The sequence below is a fragment of the Burkholderiaceae bacterium DAT-1 genome (genome assembly GCA_019084025.1).
Classification (GTDB): Bacteria; Pseudomonadota; Gammaproteobacteria; order Burkholderiales; family Chitinimonadaceae; genus DAT-1.
The window spans coordinates 249,434-271,823 of the sequence record JAHRBI010000005.1 but is presented as its reverse complement, the minus strand read 5'-3'; the positions used below and the strand labels follow the sequence as shown (position 1 = coordinate 271,823).

Genomic DNA, 22,390 nt, shown 5'->3' with positions numbered 1-22,390 from the left:
GAGTAAACGCACAGGATAGAGGTACACTGCAACACTAGGTTCCCGGTCGGCATCAATCCAGACGCGGGGACGTCCGAGTGACCAAAAGAGGGAAAACATGAACACAGCACCTACTGTCCGCCACGCGATCGCTTATGCGGTTGCCGCGTGCCTTGTACCGGCAGCTGCTCCGGTTTTTGCAGGATACAACTCGCCGCCCGACAACATCCGTCAGGTGATGCGTGCACCGGCACTCCCTGCGCCGATGATGAGTCCGACGGGTGACAGGATGCTGATGGTGTCCATGCAGGAGTATCCCTCGATTACGCGTGTGGCCGAACCTTTCCTGAAACTGGCGGGTGCCCGCGTCGAACCGCGTAATCATAGTAAACACGACACCCCCGGTGGTTATGGTATCAACCCGTGCGTCGCTAATCTTGATCTGGTGAACGTAGCTGATGGCAAGCAACAGCACATTGGGTTGCCTGCGGGGGCCTGTCCTGGTACGCCGATTTGGTCCGCTGACGGCAAGCGCTTTGTATTTTCCAATGTTGCCAAAGAATCAGTCGAACTGTGGGTAGGCGAAGCTGGCAGCGCCAAGGTGCGCAAGATTGCCGGACTCAAACTCAATCCGATGTTTAACGAAGAAGTGCAGTGGATGCCGGATCAGCAGCATCTGCTGGTGAAACTGGTGCCCGCCGGCATTGGCAACGCTCCCACTGCGCCCGCAAGCGAACTCAGTCCGAATATTCAGGAAAGCACAGGCAAGGCAGGCCAGAGTAGCACCTATGAAACGCGTGACACCCTCAAGAGCCCGCACGACGAAGCGCTGTTCGATTACTACGCGGCAAGTCAGCTGGCGCTGGTAAACGCGTCGAGCGGCAAGGTCACCCTGATTGGCAAACCTGCCAACTATGACTCCCTTGAACCGGCACCGGATGGCAAGCACATTCTGGTTGATCGCATTCATCAGCCGTATTCCTATGTGGTGGCGTACAACCGCTTTCCGGTAGATATCGAAGTGTGGGATGTTTCCAATCCTGCAAAGGTTGCGATCAAGACAATTGCCTCGGTTCCACTTACTGATAGCGTACCGGTGCGCGGTGTGCGCAAGGGGCCGCGCAGTCATGTCTGGCGTCCGTTACAGCCTGCCACACTGGTCTGGGCAGAGGCGCTGGATGAGGGTAACTGGAAAGTGAACGTGCCCGCACGTGACAAGGTCATGATGCAATCGGCACCCTTTACCGCTGCGCCTGTCGAAATTGCCCGCACCACACAGCGATTTGCAGGAATCAGCTGGACCGAGCGCGCCGACACCGCCATGCTCTATGAATATGATGCCAACCGCAACTGGATGCGTACTGCCATTTTCAATGCGGATAAACCCGAGCAAGCGCATCGCGTATGGGTTGATATGTCAACGGAGGATCGCTACAACAATCCGGGTTCGCCGGTCATGCGCCGTTTGCCAAATGGGGAGGCCGTCATTCGCATGGATGGCAATCGCATCTTCCTGACTGGCTCGGGATCATCGCCCGACGGGGATCGCCCGTTCCTGGATCGCCTTGATCTGGAGACGCTGACCAGCGAACGTCTGTTCCGTAGCGGAAAGGATGCATACGAGCGGGTGATCAGCCTGCAAAGCGGCGATGGCAGCCGCTTCCTGACTTTGCGCCAAACCCCCGTTGATCCGCCGAATGTCTGGGCACGCTCACTTGGTACAACTCAATCGGCAGACAAGGGCGAAGCCAAGTTTGCCCTGGCCGGACAGTCATTGACCCATGTCGAAGAAGTGACGCCAGTGATTCGCCAGATCAAGAAGCAGCTGGTGAAATACAAGCGCGAAGATGGCGTGGATCTGTCCTTTACCCTGTATACCCCGCCGGGCTACAAGGAAGGTACCCGCTTGCCGGCGATTCTGAACGCGTATCCGCTGGATTATGCGGATGCATCCAAAGCCGGGCAAGTGAGCGGATCGCAGCAGACCTATACCCGTCTGCGCCAGTACAAACTCCTGTTGCTGTCGGGTTATGCCATTATCGACAGTGCCAGTTTCCCGATTGTGGGCGACCCGCGCACTGCATACGATACCTATCTGCCGCAATTGATTGCCAATGCCAAGGCCGCGGTGAACGAAGCGGTGAAGATGGGTGTGGTTGATCCTGAACGTATCGGGGTGACAGGGCACAGCCATGGCGCCCTGATGACGGCTAATCTGCTGGCGCATACCAATCTGTTCAAGGCCGGTGTGGCAACCAGCGGTTCCTATAACAAGACGCTGACGCCGTTCGGGTTCCAGAACGAACGTCGTTCGGTCTGGGAAGCGCCGGAAGTCTACAAACAGGCTTCGACCTTCTTCTTTGCCGACAAGCTGAAAACACCGATTCTGATCATGCATGGCGAAGATGATGCGAATCCGGGCACTACACCGCTGCAGGCCACCAAGCTATATGAAGCGATTCGTGGCAATGGCGGTATTACTCGTCTGGTGATGCTGCCGCACGAACCGCACTGGTATACCGCCCTCGAATCCAACGAGCAGGAGGTGTACGAAATGGTGAACTGGTTCGACAAGTATGTGAAAAATGCTTCGGCGAATGTTTCCGAGGGCAAGTAAGCTACTTGATCAATTGATCAATGCATTTGATTGAAAATGGCGGAAGAGCAATCTTCCGCAATTTTTTTTGCTGGCTGGCATCGCGATAATTGGTATTACTGCACATGCTTCCGACCACAAAAACTGTGCAGGCAGAGATGTCTCTATGTAATATTTCCGGTTAAGCAGGATCAAGTATTACTCATTATAAATGGTACGTTTGATCAATTTTAAAAGTACAAAATATGATTGATTGGTCAAATAGATCCTGCATTTAATTAAAACGGAAAAGGGGGAGTGGGATGAATCGCCGTACCTTTATTCAATCGGCCATTGCGGCTGGCGGAATGCATACATCAATCAACAGTTTCGCAGCCATTACTCGCAATGTGGGTAGCACACCTGAATTGGCTGAACTTAGCGTGGCGACAGCTCAGGCACGTATGCAGAAAGGTGAGCTAACCTCGCTAGCGCTTTGCAAGCATTACCTTGGGCGGATTGAGGCCATTGATCGCCATGGCCCCCGGCTCAATTCGATTATCGAGCTGAATCCCGACGCGCTCGCCATAGCAGCCGCACTGGATCGCGAACGGCAAGCTAGCAAAGTGCGCGGCCCTTTGCATGGAGTGCCGGTCTTGCTCAAGGACAATATCGCCACTGCCGATCGCATGGAAACAACGGCTGGTTCGCTGGCATTGCTGGGAGCCAAGCCTATCAAGGATTCGGCAATTGTCCGGCAGTTGCGCGAGGCGGGTGCCGTGATACTCGGCAAGACCAACCTCAGTGAGTGGGCCAATATGCGCTCAACCAGGCCAACAAGCGGCTGGAGCGGGCGAGGCGGACTAACGCTGAATCCCTACGCACTGAATCGTAACTGTAGTGGCTCCAGTTCTGGCACGGGAGCCGCAATTGCTGCTGATCTGGCCATACTGGGTGTGGGTACCGAAACCGATGGCTCGATTGTCTCGCCCGCATCCATCTGCGGGCTGGTGGGCGTCAAACCCAGCATTGGTCTGGTGAGCCGCAATGGCATTATCCCGATAGCGCATTCGCAAGATACTGCCGGCCCAATGACGCGGACGGTAGCGGATGCAGCAGCACTACTCGACGTATTGGCAGCACCCGATCCGCGCGATCCGGTGACATTGGCTGCAGGGCGTCCGGCCAGCTTTGTGCAGCAATTGAATGAAACTGCACTCAAGGGCAAGCGCATTGGTGTGGCGCGCAATTTTTTCGGGTTCCACGATCAGGTGGATGCAGTGATCGAGCAGGCGTTGAAAGACTTGCAGGCGCTTGGCGCGACTCTGGTTGATCCGGTTGAGGTACCGAATGTGTCTAAATATGCAGACAGCGAATTTCAGGCGCTGCTGTTTGAATACAAGGATGATCTGAAGCGCTATCTTGATGAGTTCAGCCCCAATGGCGCCATACGTTCGATGGCCGATGTGATCCGCTTTAACGAACAGCATCAAGATCGGGAGCTGGTGCATTTCGGGCAGGAACTGCTCATGCAGGCTGATGCAACCACAGGGCTGGATGCACCGGAATACCAGCAAGCCTTAGCCAATAATCACCGCTACGCGCGTCAGGAGGGCATCGATCAGGTGTTGGCCGAGCATCGGCTGGATGCACTGGTGGCACCCACGGGCGGTGTTGCCTGGGTGAATGATCTGATCATGGGTGATCATACGGGTAATGGCTTTTCTTCTCCCGCCGCCGTGGCGGGCTATCCGCATGTGACCGTCCCAGCGGGTCAGGTAGGGGGGCTGCCCGTTGGTTTGTCGTTTGTGGGGATGGCATTTTCGGATGCCCAACTGCTGGGCATGGCCTATGCCTACGAGCAAGGGACACGAAAACGACAGTCACCGCGCTACCTGCCACGCATTTAATTGAATTTCTGTGCGACTTCGTGGGTAAATAGGGGAAGTGAAATGATCCGGGGGTTTGAATTGAATCGATCCGCAATAAACACCGTCTCCTGCCTCACGTCCGCTTCGCTGCTGAGCATGTGTGCCGCAGGGGTGTGGGCACAATCCGAGTCGAACGACGTCATCATCCAGCCTTCCCGCATGATGGCGGATATCAAGGAACTGAGCAGCGATGCCTATGAGGGGCGGGCACCGGGCACGCCGGGCGAAGCCAAGACCATCGCCTATCTGCAGAAGCAGTTTAAAAAGGCCGGACTCAAACCCGGTAATCCGGATGGAACCTATCTGCAAAAAGTACCCATGGTGGGTCTCACGCCACATCCCACGGTCAGCTTTGGCGGATGTGCAGCTGGCTTGAAACTGGAGGCGCCTACGGATTTTGTGGCGTTCTCGACGCAGGTCAAACCCGCGATTGATACCAGGGATGCCTCGCTGGTATTTGTCGGGTATGGCGTGGTGGCACCAGAGTATGGCTGGGATGATTACAAGGGGCTGGATGTAAAAGGCAAAACGCTGGTCATGCTGATCAACGATCCGCAGGTGCCGGACGCGCATGACCCCACCAAGCTCGATACATCGCTGTTTAAAGGCGATGCCATGACCTATTACGGCCGCTGGAGCTACAAGTTCGAAATTGCGGCCGCCAAGGGCGCTGTCGGCGCCATAATTATTCACGAAACCAAGCCTGCGGCTTATCCGTGGTTTGTGGTGATGAATAGCAATATGCGCGAGAACGTCACCCTGGACAGCAAGGGCGGTAATGCCGAGCAGTTGCCGGTTCGTTCATGGATTCGTCTCGATCATGGTAAGGCGATGCTCTCAGCGTGCGGGCAGGATTACGATTCGCTCAAGGCGGCCGCCAGCCGACCGGATTTCAGGCCTGTGGCGCTTGATGGATCGGCGAGCTTCCATCTGGAGCAGGCGGTTCGCCACATGACGTCGTACAACGTCGTAGGCAAGCTGGATGGTGCGGATAAACATCTGCGCCGCGATTGGCTGGTGTATTCGGCGCACTGGGATCATCTGGGTCGCAATCTGATGATGAAGGATAAGCCGATTTATCACGGTGCACAGGACAATGCGACCGGCACATCGGGATTGCTCGAACTGGCACGCGTATGGGGTGAGCAGGCACGTCAGGGCAAGCGGGCTGCACGCAGCGTGCTCTTTATGGCAACTACGGCAGAGGAAGCAGGATTATTAGGGGCGCGTTATTACACTTCGCATCCTTTGTATCCGCTCGCCCGGACTGTGGCCGATCTCAATATGGATGGCATGAATCCACTGGGGAAAACCCGCGATGTGGAAGCACTGGGTTCAGGGCACTCCAGTATGGACGACTATCTTGACGCTGCCGTGAAGGCTCGGAGACGTGTCTGGCTGCCGGATTCGGTGCCAGAGCTCGGTTTATTCTATCGCGCCGACCAGTTCGAGTTTGCCAAAGTGGGCATTCCAACCCTGTATCTGAAATCGGGTAACGAATACATTGGTCAGGCTGCGGATTATGGACGCAAGGCTAAAGAGGCTTATACCGCCAATGACTATCACAAGCCAACGGATGTGATTAAACCGGATTGGACAATGGCGGGCGGTGCAGACGATTTAGGCTTGCTCTATGACGTGGGCTTGCGCTTGGCAAATAGTGGAGAGTGGCCACTTTACCGTGTCGATTCAGAGTTTAATGCTGCACAGAAAGTGTGGATCAAGGCTCGCCAGTAAACTTAAGGTGAGATAATTGATTTCCTTGCAAACCCGCCAATTGGCGGGTTTTTTAATCTTTTTTCTCTGCAATTGGCAAACATGATTTGCCGCCAGTTATTGATCAAATGTGCACAGCTTTCACGCAACATGCATTTTTCCCAATTGCGATTCGCTTGCTGCCTGGCGCCAAAAGCATGCACGATATATTTGTTACAAATGCTTTTGGAGGGGAAATCATGAGCGAAGCACAATCGCGACCGTTGCCAGATTACCGGGAATATTCACCGGAAGAAATGCGTCTGCGTGCCGCCATGTTTTATGAAAACATCAAGCGTCGGCATACCGTGCGCGACTTCTCGGATCGCCCCGTTGCACGCGAAGTGATCGAATCCTGTATCAAGGCTGCAGCGACTGCACCGAGTGGTGCCAACCATCAGCCATGGTACTTTGCCTGTATTTCCGACCCCGACACCAAGCGCAAGATTCGCGAGGCGGCAGAGGAAGAAGAGCGCGCATTCTATGCCGGGAAGGGCGGCGAAGAATGGCTGAATGCACTGAAGCCGCTGGGAACCGATGCGCACAAGCCCTTTCTTGAATCCGCACCCTGGCTGATCTCCATTTTTGCCCAGCGTCGTGGAGGGGTGCATGCAGATGACCAGAAAAAGAATTACTACATCAATGAGTCTGTTGGCATTGCGACCGGCTTTCTGATCGCTGCCCTGCATGATGCCGGACTGGCCACGCTGACACACACGCCCAAGCCGATGGGGTTTCTGAACGAAATTTGCGGCCGCCCCGAGGATGACAAGCCCTATATCCTGTTGGTGGTGGGGTATCCCGCCGAGGCTGCAACGGTGCCAGAACACGCGTTGATTAAGAAGCCGCTGGAAGATATCGCGCGCTTCATTTAATTCGATTTCGCCGATTTCCTCCGTAACTGTTGTTCAACCCTTTGGGCGAAGCGCTAGCTTCGCCATTTTTTCGTCCCGCCGCATATAAACGCTGGCACGAACCCTGCTTAAACCTCTCCCAAAGATCGAAGTCATGCATGGGAGATGCATCATGTCAGTAGCTGACAGCCAGTTCAAATTGTCCGGGCAGCTTGCTTTTGATACGCAAAGCGTAGGCAAGCTGAAGTCGATGGCATCCAGTGATACCAAAGCGGCGAATCGCCAGGTTGCCCAGCAATTTGAAGCACTGTTCATGAATATGATGCTCAAGGCCATGCGGCAGGCCACCCCGTCCTTTGATGGCCTGGAAACTAATCAGGTCCAAACCTGGCGAGGGATGCACGACCAGCAAATGATGCAGACGCTGTCCGAGCGTGGCGTAGGGTTTGCCAGCCTCATCGAGCGTCAGCTGAATCTGCAGAGTGATCCGAGCCTGCGTCAGGTGCCGCTGATGCGACCGCCATCTTCCCTTCTGTCGGCGTATACGGCAAAACCTGCCATCCAGCAGGCGGGACAACCGGCACAGTCTGCCGTCGAGACCCCGGAACAATTTGTTTCCGACCTGGGACAGTCTGCTAACGGTGCTGCGCAATCGCTTGGCGTATCGCCACATCTACTACTGGCACATGCCGCGCTGGAAACGGGGTGGGGCAAGAAGCCAATCCGCGATCAGAGCGGCCGCAATAGTTTCAATCTCTTCGGCATCAAGGCGACGCCAGACTGGAACGGCAAGACCGCTGACGTGGTCACCACCGAATACGTCGATGGCGTCGCTCAGCGACGGATCGAGCGATTCCGTGCCTATGACAGCTATGGCGACGCATTCAACGACTATGCACGACTGCTGCAATCGCGCTATGGCAAGTCAGCCAATAGCGGCGGCAATGTCGAGCAATTTGCCAGTGGCCTGCAGCAAGGTGGCTATGCCACTGATCCGCATTACGCCAGAAAGCTGGCTCAGGTAGCCGCCAATCCGGCGCTCAACCCGTGGCGCATGGCCTGAACGTAGCGACATAAAAGGGAGAATAAGATGTCTACAAGTGTTTATGGCGTCGCAGTCACCGGGCTGGCAGCAGCGGAAATTGGTCTATCGACCACTTCGCACAATATCGCCAATGCACATACTGCGGGCTACAACCGTCAGACCATTGTGCAGAAAACCCAGATGGCCGATCCCACTGGATCGGGATTTTTGGGACGCGGCGTCGATGTGGCGACCGTTGCGCGCGTGTACAACCAGTACATGTCGCAGCAGGTGAATTCCGCCCATGCGCAAAACAGCTTTTACACCGAACTCAATCAGCACATAGGTGCCATCAATAATATGATGGCGGATCCCAATGTCGGGTTTTCGCCTACGCTGCAGTCTTTCTTCAGCGGCGTACAAGCGGTGTCTGCGAATCCATCGTCCATTCCTGCTCGCCAGTCGCTGATGGGGAATGCCCAGACGATGATCAGCAATATGCAGACCCTGGACACGCAGTTCAATCTGATGAACACCCAGCTGAACGATAATCTGACCGCCACTGTCGGGAAGATCAACAGTATCAGTGCGCAAATTGCCAACCTGAATGTCGCCATTCTGACGGCCGAAGGTGCGGCAGGTGGACAGCCTTCCAATGATTTGCTGGATGAGCGCGATAACTTAGTCACCGAAATGAACAAGCTGGTGAATGCCAACGTGATCCGTCAGGGAGATGGTACTTATAACATCTTTATCGGGAATGGACAGAGTCTGGTAGTGGGGGCACAGGCGTTTACGCTAGGCACAGTATTTTCCAATTCGGATGCCGGTGAGCTGACTGTGGCCTACCAGCAATTTGGGAATACTGCCCATATTCCCGATGCGCAGCTGACTGGTGGAACACTCGGTGCCTTGCTGCAATTCCGCACCCAGATGCTGGAGGCCACGCGAAATCAGATTGGTCTGGTGGCAATGAATATTGCGGTCAATATCAATCAGCTCAGTCGCCAGGGCCAGGATTTGCGGGGCAATAATGGCGGTAATTTCTTCCAGATTCCGCAGGAAAGAATCGATACGCAAACCTTTAATACACCCAGCGGGCTGGCCACATTCACAGCCGAAAACCTGGGTGAGACGCCTTATGTTGCCAGCGACTACAACATCTCTTTTGATGGGACTAACTACAGCATTACCCAACTGAGTGACGGCAAAACCAGTGCCTTATTTGATACGACGCAGATGCATGCAGGCGTCACTGCATTCGGGATTCAGTTCAAGATGCAGACTGTGGGCGCAGACTTTGCTGCCGGACAGCAGATTGGCGTGACATTCAAGCCTGCGGCCTCTGCCGTGCTGCCGAATAGCGAGAACAAAGGCGATGGCAAACTACAAGTTGCGATTGCAGATACTTCAGCGCTCAGTGGCGATGATTACACCTTTTTCGTCACCACTGTAGGTGATGCGACTCTGGTGCCGCCGGTTCCGCCCACTTATACACTGAACCGTTCCGATGGTGCGGCCAGCTGGACGAGTAACGATCTGGTCAACTGGACAGTTTCGGGTACCAATATCAAAGTTACCCAGCCGGATGGCCTCGAGTTCCAGCAACTGGCAGGCGCATTCCAGACCGGAGATCAGTACCTGATTCAGCCAACCCGGCAAACGGTCATGCAGATGGGGCTGGCGATTACCGAAGCTGCGCAGATTGCTGCCGCGCTGCCGATGACAGGCAGCTCGGACGTCGTGACCGTGGCCAGCAATGCAGTGGTGGGGAATAAAAGCGCAGCAACCATTTCCACGCTATCGTCGGCAGTATCGGGACAGGGTGGGGTGGCAGCCTTGCCGGTGACCATCAAATTCAATGATTACCTGCAGGCCATTCCTAACGGACCGGACGTCGATATCGTCGATGCCCGCTCACAGACGGTGTTGGCGACGAGTGTGGCCTATACGCCGGGTGTGCCGATTATCTACCAAGGTCGGACAGTGGCACAGCCGGGGGCAAATCCGGGGCCGGGTGCCATTACCTATAATCTGCTCAACTCGCAAACTGGCGCGGTGATTGGCAATAACCTGCCCTATACATCAGGCAATGCCATTACCTACAACGGCTGGAGTGTGGCGGTCAGCGGCTATCCCAAGCCCGATGATGCCTTTGCGGTACAACCCACCACCAATAGCGGGAATGCGAAGGTGTCTCCCGGCGCGGTGACGTCAACGAGCTATCAGTTCTATACCCTGACCGGTACGGCCAATAGTGCGGCTGCGACCGTTGCTGTGACCGGCAATGGCCCATTGCAGAACGGCACGAAAACCATGAATTCGGTGATCGAATTCCCCTTCCAGGTTCAATTTATTGATCCGGGTAATGGCAACCCGCCGACAACATTCAATATCGTCAATGTGATGAATGGCAATGTGGTGGCGGCGAATCAGGCCATTAACGGTCAGCCGAATATTACCTATCTGGGCGCATCGGTTGCGGTGCCATCCCCGTTGGGTGCGTTACAGCCGCCTGTTTCCCTGCCGCTTTACCAGATATTTGAAGATCAAGGCACAGCAGGGAGTCCGGCGCCCGGCATGGCGCTGGGCAAGCCGCAGGTTTTTTCCGGGCAACCCATTACGGTAGATGGCTGGACCGCCACCATTACGGGGACGCCGGAATCCGGAGAAAGCTTCCAGATTGAGGAGTTGGCACAGGGAACCGCCACGGGCATTGGCACGGTGGCCAATACCATGACCCAGAATAATCCGGCCATCCGCCGTCCCATCGAAATTAATTTTGTGACACCCACCAGTTACCAGATTAAAGACCCCACCAATGGTCAGATTCTGCAATTGGCGCGTCCCAATAACTTTGTGCCGGGTAATCAGATCAGTTACAACGGCTGGACTGCTCAGGTGACAGGTGTGCCTGCTGCGGGCGATAGCTTCCTGGTCAGTCCGAATACCGGCGGGGTATCGGATAACCGCAATGCAGTGGCGATTGGTCAGTTGCAAACCACCAAAACCATGCTGGGTCACACGGCTTCCTACCAGTCGGCCTACAGCCAGTGGGTGGCGCAAGTGGGGGTGATGTCGAATCAGGTGAAGGTAAACCAGTCGACACAGGCGGCCATGCTGCAGCAGATCACCCAGCAGCAGCAATCCATGTCGGGCGTGAATCTGGATGAAGAAGCATCGAACCTGATTATTTACCAGCAGGCTTATCAGGCATCGTCCAAGGTGATTCAGGTCGCACAGAAAGCCTTTGAACAGATTCTCAATATTAATTGAAGGTCATAAACGCCTCGGGAGCATGAATCATGCGTATCGCCAGTAGTTCTATCTTTGCGGCCAGTGTCTTCAATATTGATAATTTGCAGGCCAATATGTACGACCTGCAAAACCAGCTCTCCACGGGACGTCGAGTACTGACGCCAGCAGATGATCCGATTGCGGCAGCGCAATCCCTCGATCTGGGGCAGGGAAAGAGTTTGCTGAAACAGTTCGATGTCAGCATCAATAATGCCACCAGCAGTTTGGGTGCTGAGGAAAATAGCCTCAAGCAGATGGTGAATTTGCTCACCAGCATCCAGTCCTCGGTGATTCAGGCGGGGAGTTCGGCCATGTCGCCGACTGCCGAAAATGCCATTTCCCAGCAATTGCAGGCTAGTTACAAGCAGTTGCTATCACTCGCCAATGGCACGGATCAATACGGGAAGTATCTGTTTTCCGGGTTCAAGGGTGATACCCAGCCTTTTGCAGAGATGGCGCTAGGGCAGGTGAATTATCAGGGCGATAGTGGCCAGCGGATGATGCAGGTGTCGCAAACGACCACCGTTGCCATTTCTGATTCGGGTGCCGACTTTTTGGTGAATGTACCCAATGGCAATGGGTATTTTGCCACTGGCGGGCAACCAACCAATACCGGCACCGCCATGATTACGACGGGCATGGTCAGCGATCCGCAGGCGTGGGCAAATACCAACAATACCGGCGATTACCGGATTGCCTTCCACGTGGTGCCCGATCCGACTACGCCGACGCAGAGCATGACGAATTACGACATCATCAATAACGATCCGAGCTCGGTGAACTATAACCGCTCGATGATTGATGGGTACGACTACAACACCCAGCAGCCAGTGGGTGGCAGAACCGACACGGCACTGAATCCCAATTCCTTTCCCGTTAAATATACCGATGGCGGACAAATTAGCCTGTCGCAGGGGGCAGGACAGGGGTATCCATTGATTCCGGGCTGGAATTTTGGCGCCAAGGTCAGTATCTCTGGCTCCCCTGCTGATGGGGATGCTTTTACGATTCAGAGCAGCCGCAATCAGGATGTGTTTTCTGTGCTGGGCGATATGATTTCCGCCACCCAGAATACCAAGATTACGCCAGCCACGCAGGCACAGTTCCAGACCCAGATCGGGTACACCGTGCAGTATCTGCAAAATGCCATGAAGAGTGTGCTGCAGGTGCAGACGGCAGTGGGTGCGCGTATGAACCAGCTGAAAAGCATTCAGGGCACACAGAGCGATATTTCCCTGCAATACAGCAAGCAAATTTCAACACTGATGGACGTGGATTATGCCAAAGGCATCAGTGACTTCACGCAAAACCAGATGACACTGAATGCGGCAATGAAGTCGTTTTCGCAGGTTCAGAACCTGACGCTGTTCCAATACATTAACTAAGCGGGATGAATGTGTCGGGGCGGATGATCCTGCCAGCAGGCTAAGGGCGAAGCCCGCACAGATAGGTGGCAATCTGATCCAGTGACATCACATGATCGACGCCACCTAGTGCAATGGCCTCCTTGGGCATGCCAAACACCATGCAGCTGGCTTCATCCTGCGCAATGGTGCGGGCGCCACATTCATGCATTTCTGCCATACCCATGGCACCATCGTCACCCATCCCGGTCAGGATCAGGCCAATGGCGTTGCGCCCTGCATGCGTGGCGACTGATCGGAATAGTACATCTACCGAGGGGCGGTGGCGGGTCACCGTCGGGCCATCACGCACTTCTGCAAAGTAATGTGTTCCCTGGCGCTTGATCAGCAAGTGTTTGCCGCCGGGTGCAATCAGTATCGTCCCCTGCTCGAGCAGATCGCCATGCTTAGCCTCTTTCACTCTGACACGGGAGAGTTGATCGATTCGCTCGGCAAAGCTGGTCGTGAATTTCTCCGGCATATGCTGCACCACGACCATGGCTGGACAGCTTGGGGGTAATCGTGGAATCAAAAACTCCAGTGCGATGGTGCCGCCTGCCGAGGTGCCAATCGCGACCACTGAAGGCGTTTTGGGAATATGCGGATTCACCGCAGGTCGGGGCAACATCGCATCCGGGCTGCGTTTTTGCGGGATGCTGTTCCAGTTTCCATCCCAGTCGATTTGGTGGGGCAGATCAGGGTGGGTGGGCGGTACAAACGCAACAGGTGCTGGCCGCAAAGGCAGGGATGATTGCGTTTGCGGTTTGATCAGGCGCTGCGGCGTCGGTGGTGCTTTGGGAAGCGGAAGCTTGCTGGCCTGAGTCGGGGTAGCAGTTTGTTCCCTCGATCCGGCTTGGCTTGCCGGCAGTCGCACATGTGCAGCTGCCCACACTTTGGTTAGGAGTTCGGTGGCGAAGGCTTCGAGAAACTGGGGGATGTTGTGCTCCGGACGACTGAAAAAGCTGACTGCACCGATATCCATTGCATCTTCGGCAACCTGTCCGCCTTCGGCACTGAGGGGCACCGAAAACACAACCGGCACGGGTGTCTCTTTCATGATGTGCCTGAGCGTCACCAATCCGTGCAGTTGCGGCATGCCTGCATCCAGTATGACCACATCGGGACGCCTGTCCTGAAAGCGATTGGCAATAAAGGCGGTATTCGCCAGCGGACGCATGAGCTGGATGGAGGGATCGCGACTCAGTATTTTTACCAAGGCTTCCCGGGCGACTGCCGAGCTATCAATGATCAGTACATGGATATCCATGATACTCCGGAACAAAAATATGCCACGTTGCTTGAGCGATTAATGATTGATGCGGTAACGCGAAGTTGCTTCCTGTTTGAGCGGTACATCTGGCCGCCGTATGACTTCCGAATGGCTGATCAGCAGGTATCCCTCTTTATTCATATGACGGATAACGCCATTCAGCACCTTGGATTTAGTCGGGTCATCAAAATAAATCATGACATTGCGCAAGAATACGATATCAAACTCAAATTCTGCGAACGCGTTCAGGTCAAGCAAATTGGCATTGCTAAAGGTGACGCGTTTGATCAGATCGCCATGTACCCGCACCTTGCCCTCATATTCATCAAACCCTTTGCGGAAATAACGCATCCACAGGTGCTTGGGTGTTTTATTAACTCGTTCGATGATGTAGATGGCGCGCTTGGCAAACTCGGTCACCTTGGTATTGATGTCTGTTGCATGAATCGACCAGTTGTAGCGTAGTCCCAGGGTTTCGGCGAGGATCATGGCGATGGTATAGGGTTCTTCTCCGGTCGAGCAGGCGGCCGACCAGATGCGGATATTTCCCTGTGGACCACGCTGGCGTGCCAGTTCGCTCACATGCTGCTTAAGCCAGTCGAAATGCTGGGGCTCGCGGAAAAAGTATGTTTCATTGGTGGTAAGCAGATTGATGGCAATTTGCCGTTCGCCAGCACCCTCTTTAGTGGCCAGAAATTTCAGGTAACCATGAAAGGTCTTGCAATCCGTCGCATGAAGGCGTTTCGCTAATCTACTTTGAACCATCGCTCGTTTGGTCGGGCCGAGATCAATGCCTGCTTCGGTATAGATAAAACGGCGGACTTGTTCGAATTCTGCCCCGCTAATGGGGGGAACGCCTTCCACCAGGTCAGCACGTTCTTGCATGACGTTCTTTCAAAGCGTGAATGTGAATGTACCTGTACCGAATGCTGTCGGACTGAATTAGGCCAGTTCTGCGAGCAGTCCGACACGTTCCTGGCAACTTTGTTCGGCAAGTTGGCTCAAGTCACTGATATTCAGAGCCCGTTTGACATCGAGCAGGATCGCAAATCGACCATTGATGGTTGTAATCCCCTGTATAAAATCTCCGCGAATGCTGGCACCAAATGACGGAGAGGAATCAATTTCGCTTTCTGGAATGTCGAGCACTTCGCAGACGGCATCCAGCAAAATACCAATATCGGTGATCGCGCCCTCAGCTCCCGGAAGCGAGAGGATGGCAACGCAGGTAGTTGATTTGATGCCTGTTTCGCCATGTCCAAAGCGAACCGACAAATCAATCACGGGCACCACAGAGCCGCGCAGGTTAATCACGCCTTTAACAAACGAGGGCATCATGGGAACCGGGGTGACACCATCGTATTCGATGATTTCGCGTATGTGGCCAATGGCAATTCCGAACAGATCGTCGCCCAGAATAAAGGTCACGCAGTGAAAGCTGGCTGCGTTACCGGTTTCAGCATGTTGTTTGTGTTTCATTCCGGCCTCCCTAGTAGGACTGGAAGGAATCGTCATTGATATCCGTGAACCCGTCTTTCTTGGCAAAGGAGGGCATCGGGAAGGTACGCCGTTTTGTGTTCATGCTCCGGCTTGCACCCCGGCGCTGGTTACCAGAGAGTACAAATTGCTGCATCATGTCTTGCAATTGCATGGCCGTGGCGCTGAGTTCTTCGGAGGTCGATCCCAATTCCTCGGCCGAGGCAGCGGCGGATTGCATGCCCTGGCTGATCTGGGTGACCGCCGTGTTGATCTGATCGATGGCGGTGCGCTGTTGCGATGATGCAGCTGAAATCTCTTGTACCAGACCCGATGTCTGCGCAATGCCCGGCAACATATCACTTAGTAATTTGCCCGCTTGTTCGGCTACGCTCACCGAGTTGCTTGCCAGATTGCCAATTTCGATGGCGGCGGATTGCGAGCGTTCGGCAAGCTTGCGCACCTCAACTGCAACCGTAGCAAAGCCTTTGCCATGTTCACCTGCACGTGCTGCCTCAATAGCGGCATTAATCGCTAGCAGGTCAGTCTTGTTGGCAATATCGTTAATGACGGTGATGCGGGTGGCAATGTCCTTCATGGCACGCACCATGTCTTCTACCGCTTTTCCACCTTCGGTGGCACTGGTGGCCGAGCGACCCGCAATGGATTCGGTGATGGAGGCGCTATCGGCATTTTGCGAGACGGTGGAAGCCAGCTCTTCTACTGATGAGCTGGTTTCTTCTACGCTGGCTGCCAGCTCGGAAGAACTTTGCGCCATGCCTGTTGCGGTGGAGGCAACCTGTTCGCTTGCAGAGGTGAGCGACTCGGTCATGATATGAATATTGGACAATGTGGTGGACAGCTTTTCCACCATTTGCTGGATGGAATACAGTAAGCTCGATTGATCACCGTGTTGCAGCTTTACTTCCACACTGAAGTCGCCCTCTGCCACCTTACTGACAATGGCACTGGCAACCGAAGGATCGGCACCCAGCTGTTTGAGCAGGCTTGAGGTAATCAGCAGACCTAGTACGGCACACAGCACAAAGGCGGTCAGACTCACGCCGATAATCCAGTTGCTACTGGTCTGGTAGGTGCTGGTAGTGGTTTTACGTGCTACTTCCCCTTGCGCCTGATTGATTTCGAGCAACTCGGACAGAGATTTGTCGGCGGCCTCGAACGCCGGGCGACACTCGTCACGCATGTATTTGTTGGCAGCTACATTGTCATTCGATAATGCCAGCGCGACCAGCTTGGCCGTGGCGGCCTGATATACCCGCCACTGATTTTCAAAGGCATGCATCGCCTCTGCTTCAGCTGTTGTTGGGTGTGTTTCCGATTGCTTGAAAGCCGCAAAGGCTTCTTCGGTTTCGCGATCGCGCTTGGCGATGCGCTGTTCTGCTTCTGCCCGCACATGCTGATCGGTTTCGGCCATCATGCGGAATAAGGTGCGATTGTGGATCAATGCAACTACCCGCACCTTATCCAGATGCACGATGGGCACCAAGGTATCGTTATACAGGTCGCCAGCCAGACCGTTCATGGTTTGCGTACCTCGAAAGCCAAACCATGCAACCAGAGCCAGCATTAGCAGTACGAGCAGGAACGAAAGCAGCAGCTTGGCGCGAACGGTCATGTTTTGCAGCGTGTTCATCTTGATTTTTCCTGTCCAGCCATTAGGCATGGGGTTCTGGGTTGGTTGCATGCGCCTGCATCCGCATTTGCATACTTTGCGCCAGTGCAGTGAGTTCATTGCTGGACAGTGCGCGCCGGACATCTAGCAGGATGGCAAAGCGGCCATTCAGCGTGGCAATCCCCTGAATGAAGTCGCCATAAATATTGGCACCAAAGGTAGGAGAGGGATCGATCTGATCCTCGGGGATTTCCAATACTTCGCACACTGCATCCAGCAATATGCCGATGTCGGTATAGCCACCTTCAACCCCGACAAGCGACAAGATAGCGACACAGGTGGTAGGTTTGATGCTGGTTTCATGGCGGCCAAAGCGTATGGATAAGTCAATGACCGGCACCACAGAGCCGCGCAAATTAATTATGCCGCGCACAAAACCGGGCATCATGGGGACATGGGTAATGCCTTCAAACTCGATAATCTCGCGGATATGATTGATTTCGATGCCGAACAAATCTTCCCCGAGGATAAAGGTGACGCAATGAAAATCCTTCGCCTTTGGCGGTGCGTCCGTCGCTTCCTGGATGATCGACATGGTGCCCCCGGTTAGTAAGTGGTGAACTTGTCATCGTTGACTTCGCCGCCAAAATTATCCTCGTTGCGCATCAGGCTTTTGGCCTTGGCGCGGGAGAATGCCGTTTGCCGGGTAGGGGCAGAACGTGTACTGCTGCTACGTGTGTTGTCGAGCACAAACTGATTCAGCAGATCCTGCAGTTGCAGTGCCGTGGCGCTTAGCTCTTCCGAGGTCGAGCTGAGCTCTTCTGCCGATGCTGCCGAGGATTGCATGCCCTGGCTGATTTGCGTCACTGCAGTATTAATCTGGTCAATACCACGGCGTTGCTCGCGAGAGGCTGCGGCAATTTCCTGAACAAGGGATGAGGTCTTGTCGATATCGGGCAACATCTCATCCAGCAAGCCGCCCGCATGCTCGGCCACCTTGACCGAACGGCCAGCCAGATCACCAATTTCTTTAGCTGCAGTTTGTGAGCGCTCGGCCAGTTTGCGGACTTCCACAGCGACTGTGGCAAACCCTTTGCCATGCTCGCCAGCGCGGGCAGCCTCAATGGCAGCGTTGATCGCCAGTAGATCGGTTTTGTTGGCAATGTCATTGATCATGGTGATGCGGGAAGCGATTTCGCGCATGGCCTTGACCATGTCGGTGACGGCGGAACCGCTTTGTGTCGCACCCGTGGCTGATTTGGTAGCGATGGATTCTGCCACACGGGCGCTATCGGAATTCTGTGCGACAGTTGACGCCAGTTGTTCGACCGATGCACTGGTGACTTCTACACTGGCGGCCAGCTCCGACGAGGTTTGCGACATGGAGGTCGAGGTCGCGCTTACCTGCTCCGATGCGGAGGTGAGGGCATCCGCCATATTCGATACTTCCAGCATGGTGCCAGACAGCTTGGCGGCCATATTCTTGATATTAAACAGCAGGCTGGAATGGTCGCCATGCTTGAGCTGGATGGGTACCGCGAAATTACCGTCTGCCACTTTGTTGACAATATCGCAGGCGTAGTTAGGCTCGCCACCCAGTGAGCGTGTCAGGGTGCGGGTGATAAACCATGCGATGGCGATTCCCAGTGCAATAGCAAGAATGGACAGGCCAATTAAAAGCTGTCTACCGCTAATATAAGTTTCATTTGCTAGATTGACATCCTTCTGTGCGTTCTTGCTTTGAATTTCCTTGAAGGTATCTATGGCGTCTTGCCATTTGGCAACTGCCGGACCGCTTGTTTTCAGCAGGAATTGCACCGCTTCCTGATCCTTGTTCTCCAGCGCTAATTGCAACACCTGATCATTCAACGGACGTGCAACATCACGGAGTTCATTCACTTTGTTGAGCGCATTTCGTTCATCTTCGCTCATTTCGCCTTTGGATAATTTATCGCTCAGGGCGTTGTACTTGGTGCGGGCAGCAACCAGTTTTTCTTTTTGCTCATTCATTTGCCCTACATCATCAAGAATGACAATGGTGCGTATCACCCGTGACACAATGTGCACCTGTTCACTCATGTCATTTGCTATCTCGATCTGTTGCATCGTTTCCTGACTGAGTGTTTCGAGGTTGCTATTGAATTGCGACATTCTTGTCAGCGCAATTCCTGTCAGGATCAACATCAGGCCGAGCACGGTAGCGTAGCCCAGACCAAGCAAAGAACCGACTTTCATGTTGGCAAAAGACATATTGAATTACCTCGGAATAAGGAGGATGCAGTTCTAATAGCGAAAGGTTCAGGATTCAGCATCGTGTGCAACATGGCGCTTGGGTGGCAGTCCGCCCCGTGAAGCGTGTTCGATACTTTGCTTTTCAAGTTGCAAGGCGTATTGCACCAGCTGGGGAATATCGAGAATCAGCGCCGGCTTGCCGTTACCCAAAATGGTGGAGCCGCTGATACCACGGAGTGACTTGAATAGTTCGCCCAGCGGTTTGATGACTGCCTGAACTTCGCCCATCAGCTTGTCCACGACAATGCCGGCGCGGTGTTCGCCGTAATGCACGATGACGATGTACTCTTGAGATGTCGCAGCTTGCAGGTCAAATAGTTCCCGCAGCGATACAAACGGGAGCCATTCGCCCCGGACATTCACCTGACGCACGCGGTGGTGCATGGCATCCGGCGGCAAATCAATGCACTCCACCATCATGTCCAGCGGCATGACAAAAGAAGAGCCATCCACCTCGACTCGGAAGCCATCAATGATCGCAAGCGTAAGCGGCAATCTGATCTTGAAATGGGTGCCGACACCGCGCTTTGACTGGATCTCGATTTCGCCGCGCAGTGCTTCGATATTGCGCTTCACCACATCCATTCCCACCCCGCGCCCGGACAGGTCGCTCACCTTGTCTGCAGTGGAAAATCCCGGATGAAAAATCAGCTGGAAGACATCCTGTTCGCTTAGCGTGCGGCCTTCCGGGATAAGTCCCTGATCAATCGCTTTGGCGAGCACTTTGTCGGTATTGATTCCGCCGCCATCATCACTGATGGCAACGACCACCGAACCTGCATCGTGATATGCATTCAGGGTGACCGTTCCTGTCGGAGACTTGTTGGCGGCAATACGCACTTCGGGCGATTCCAGACCGTGGTCGACCGCATTACGCACGATATGCATGAGGGGATCGGTGAGTTTCTCCACCATCGACTTGTCGATTTCGGTATCTGCCCCTTCGATATTCAGCTGAATCGTTTTACCAATCTGCTGCGATACCTCCCGAACCATGCGCGGAAAGCGACCAAAGATGTCGCCGACCGGCACCATGCGCAGCGTGAGCGCATCGTCGCGGATTTTTTCGACCAGCGTGTTAACAATGGCAACCGACTCAAGCATCTCGGCACTGCCGTGACCTTGCGCGATCATGGTGGTACTGGATGCCGCAATCACCAGCTCACCCACCCGGTTGATCAGGCGGTCTAACTTGCCTGCTTCCACGCGGATATAGTGGCCTTCGTTACGGGCGCTGGTACGACCGGGGGAAATACCAGAGGAGCGGGCGGGCGCCTGCTCGGCGCTGACCTGCGGTGGTGTATCTGCCTGTGGTGCAAGGGCGTCGTCTGGATCGGGCGCCGATTCTGCGATGGCAAAGCCCGCCTCGTCACCTGCCAGGATGATCCGGGCTTCATCTGGTGTCAGCGCCTGACGAGTCAGCCAGCGATTCACCTGATCGCTCAGCGCATCTGCCAGGGGGTCATCGTTACGTGCCGCGATTTGTATAGCGAGCGCCTGATATTCACGAAGTGGCGCATGCGGAGGTAAAAGGCCAATCAAACTGTATTCATTAATGAATTCAAATGCTTCTGCCACCTTGTCTAGTGTTTCACCTGATTCAAATGCGATTTCCAGACCCAGGAAACATTCGGTCGGATCAAGTAGCGTCAGTTCGGGCAAGGTGCGCCAAATGGCTTCAACATGCTTGATCTCACCGTAAGAGGTGAGATAGTGGATCAGTGAGGCGGGATCAAAGCCGTCTCTGAATAAATCCGCCTGGAATCGCAATGAAATTTGCCACAAGGGCGAAGTCGCACAGATCTGGGTACTGTCGGGCGCGGCTCGTGAGGACGCCTGAGGGACGGTAGAGGAGTCGGCCACTGGGCTGAAGTCAGGTTGATGTGCTTCGTCGACCTGATAGCGCGCCAGCTGCTGCAGGAGAGGCATCCCTTCCGGCAGGTCGCTATTCGCCGTGGTTTCATCTGTTTCCACCTGCTGTAACAGCGTACGCAAGTGGTCATTGCAGTGGAGCAAGAGCGACACGAGGTCGCCATCCAGTGCAATGATGCCTGCGCGCAGGCGCTCCAGGACGTTTTCAACGACGTGGGCGAAGCGCACCAAGGCATCCAGACCAAAAATGCCAGACGATCCCTTGATCGTATGAGCCGTTCTGAATAACAGATTGAATGTTTCTTCGTCGGCGTTGGTGTGTTCGTTATCCAGTAATACACCTTCAAAGGCATCGCACAACTCGCGAGCCTCATCGAAAAACAGGGCCTTGGCCTTGCTTAAGTCCATGTTATTGCTCCGCCTTGGCCGGTGTATCCGGTGAAAGGATGTTGCTGAGCCCCAGCAATTTCAAAATGTGATCGAGGGACGCATGGCCGGGTAAAACATGGAATGCGCGACCTTGCCGGGTCGCTTCCTGGTGCAGCAATGCCAGCCACTGAACACCACAGCTATCGATATCACTCAGCTGTGACGGGTCGAATAAGACGCTGTCGCTTTGAGCCGCCTCGATCAGTTCCGATTTCAACGCACTGACCGTTGAAATGGTGAGTTCGCCATCCAGGGTGAGATGCCTGATCCCCGCCTTTTCCTCAACACCGAGTGTCATGAGTGCTTCTCCGCCAAATTCATCGCCTTAAGCCAAAAATGTGGCGCGCGCTCACCGCCAACTCATACAACCTTAGCAGTCAAAAATATTTTTTCATGGTAGGTGGAGGGGATTTGGATGCCGGTCATCGGTTGAGATGCGTGGCGTGACCCCGAGTCATTCGCCGCAGATGCCGTGCCGAGCCGCAGTAGGTGTGGCTGCAAACAAATCTATCAATAGGGACATTTCAATCCGCCGCCAGACGGCTTTGCTTTTCGATCTGCACAGGACTTGAATACAGCACGAGGGCGTGCGCCTCGGGA

At 54.5% G+C, this 22,390-nt stretch carries 15 protein-coding genes; 7 read left to right on the top strand and 8 right to left on the bottom strand.

Going from position 1 to position 22,390, the window contains the following annotated elements:
- Positions 1 to 97: 97 nt before the first annotated feature.
- The 7 genes from KSF73_12165 (at position 98) to flgL (ending at position 12,800) form a co-directional block, all read left to right on the top strand.
- Complete coding sequence (locus tag KSF73_12165; GenBank protein MBV1776463.1) at positions 98 to 2,596, top strand: prolyl oligopeptidase family serine peptidase; 2,499 nt, start codon at positions 98 to 100, stop codon at positions 2,594 to 2,596.
- Between the two features lie 281 nt (positions 2,597 to 2,877).
- Positions 2,878 to 4,464: an amidase gene (locus KSF73_12160; protein MBV1776462.1), complete on the top strand. Its 1,587-nt coding sequence runs from the start codon at positions 2,878 to 2,880 to the stop codon at positions 4,462 to 4,464.
- 60 nt (positions 4,465 to 4,524) lie between these two features.
- Positions 4,525 to 6,222 (top strand): M28 family peptidase, encoded by a 1,698-nt coding sequence (locus KSF73_12155; GenBank protein MBV1776461.1) that lies wholly within the window; start codon positions 4,525 to 4,527, stop codon positions 6,220 to 6,222.
- A 218-nt stretch (positions 6,223 to 6,440) separates the two neighbouring features.
- A complete protein-coding gene (locus tag KSF73_12150) occupies positions 6,441 to 7,115 on the top strand; it encodes a nitroreductase family protein (protein ID MBV1776460.1) in 675 nt (224 codons plus the stop codon).
- A gap of 151 nt (positions 7,116 to 7,266) precedes the next feature.
- On the top strand, positions 7,267 to 8,157 hold the full coding sequence (gene flgJ / locus KSF73_12145; GenBank protein ID MBV1776459.1) for a flagellar assembly peptidoglycan hydrolase FlgJ: 891 nt from the start codon (positions 7,267 to 7,269) through the stop codon (positions 8,155 to 8,157).
- A gap of 27 nt (positions 8,158 to 8,184) precedes the next feature.
- Positions 8,185 to 11,394: a flagellar hook-associated protein FlgK gene (flgK, locus tag KSF73_12140; protein MBV1776458.1), complete on the top strand. Its 3,210-nt coding sequence runs from the start codon at positions 8,185 to 8,187 to the stop codon at positions 11,392 to 11,394.
- Positions 11,395 to 11,423: 29 nt separating this feature from the next.
- Complete coding sequence (gene flgL / locus KSF73_12135) at positions 11,424 to 12,800, top strand: flagellar hook-associated protein FlgL (protein ID MBV1776457.1); 1,377 nt, start codon at positions 11,424 to 11,426, stop codon at positions 12,798 to 12,800.
- 40 nt (positions 12,801 to 12,840) lie between these two features.
- Here the strand turns inward: flgL and cheB are convergent, their stop codons facing one another.
- From cheB to KSF73_12095, 8 genes are read right to left on the bottom strand one after another with little or no spacing between them, the layout of a single operon-like run.
- On the bottom strand, positions 12,841 to 14,085 hold the full coding sequence (cheB, locus tag KSF73_12130; GenBank protein ID MBV1776456.1) for a chemotaxis-specific protein-glutamate methyltransferase CheB: 1,245 nt from the start codon (positions 14,083 to 14,085) through the stop codon (positions 12,841 to 12,843).
- Between the two features lie 39 nt (positions 14,086 to 14,124).
- Positions 14,125 to 14,973, bottom strand: a complete 849-nt coding sequence (locus KSF73_12125; GenBank protein MBV1776455.1) for an SAM-dependent methyltransferase — start codon at positions 14,971 to 14,973, stop codon at positions 14,125 to 14,127.
- A gap of 57 nt (positions 14,974 to 15,030) precedes the next feature.
- Entirely contained in the window at positions 15,031 to 15,567 is a 537-nt protein-coding gene (locus KSF73_12120; protein ID MBV1776454.1) for a chemotaxis protein CheW, read from the bottom strand.
- 10 nt (positions 15,568 to 15,577) lie between these two features.
- Positions 15,578 to 17,218, bottom strand: a complete 1,641-nt coding sequence (locus KSF73_12115; protein MBV1776453.1) for an MCP four helix bundle domain-containing protein — start codon at positions 17,216 to 17,218, stop codon at positions 15,578 to 15,580.
- Between the two features lie 22 nt (positions 17,219 to 17,240).
- The gene (locus KSF73_12110) at positions 17,241 to 17,792 is read right to left on the bottom strand and encodes a chemotaxis protein CheW (GenBank protein MBV1776452.1); all 552 of its coding nucleotides are present in this window, start codon (positions 17,790 to 17,792) and stop codon (positions 17,241 to 17,243) included.
- A gap of 11 nt (positions 17,793 to 17,803) precedes the next feature.
- Entirely contained in the window at positions 17,804 to 19,447 is a 1,644-nt protein-coding gene (locus KSF73_12105; protein MBV1776451.1) for an MCP four helix bundle domain-containing protein, read from the bottom strand.
- A 48-nt stretch (positions 19,448 to 19,495) separates the two neighbouring features.
- Positions 19,496 to 21,769, bottom strand: coding sequence for a chemotaxis protein CheA (locus KSF73_12100; protein ID MBV1776450.1), 2,274 nt, complete (start codon positions 21,767 to 21,769; stop codon positions 19,496 to 19,498).
- A 1-nt stretch (position 21,770) separates the two neighbouring features.
- Positions 21,771 to 22,088 carry an STAS domain-containing protein gene (locus KSF73_12095; protein MBV1776449.1) on the bottom strand — a complete coding sequence of 106 codons (318 nt, stop codon included), beginning with the start codon at positions 22,086 to 22,088 and terminating at the stop codon, positions 21,771 to 21,773.
- Between the last annotated feature and the right edge of the window lie 302 nt (positions 22,089 to 22,390).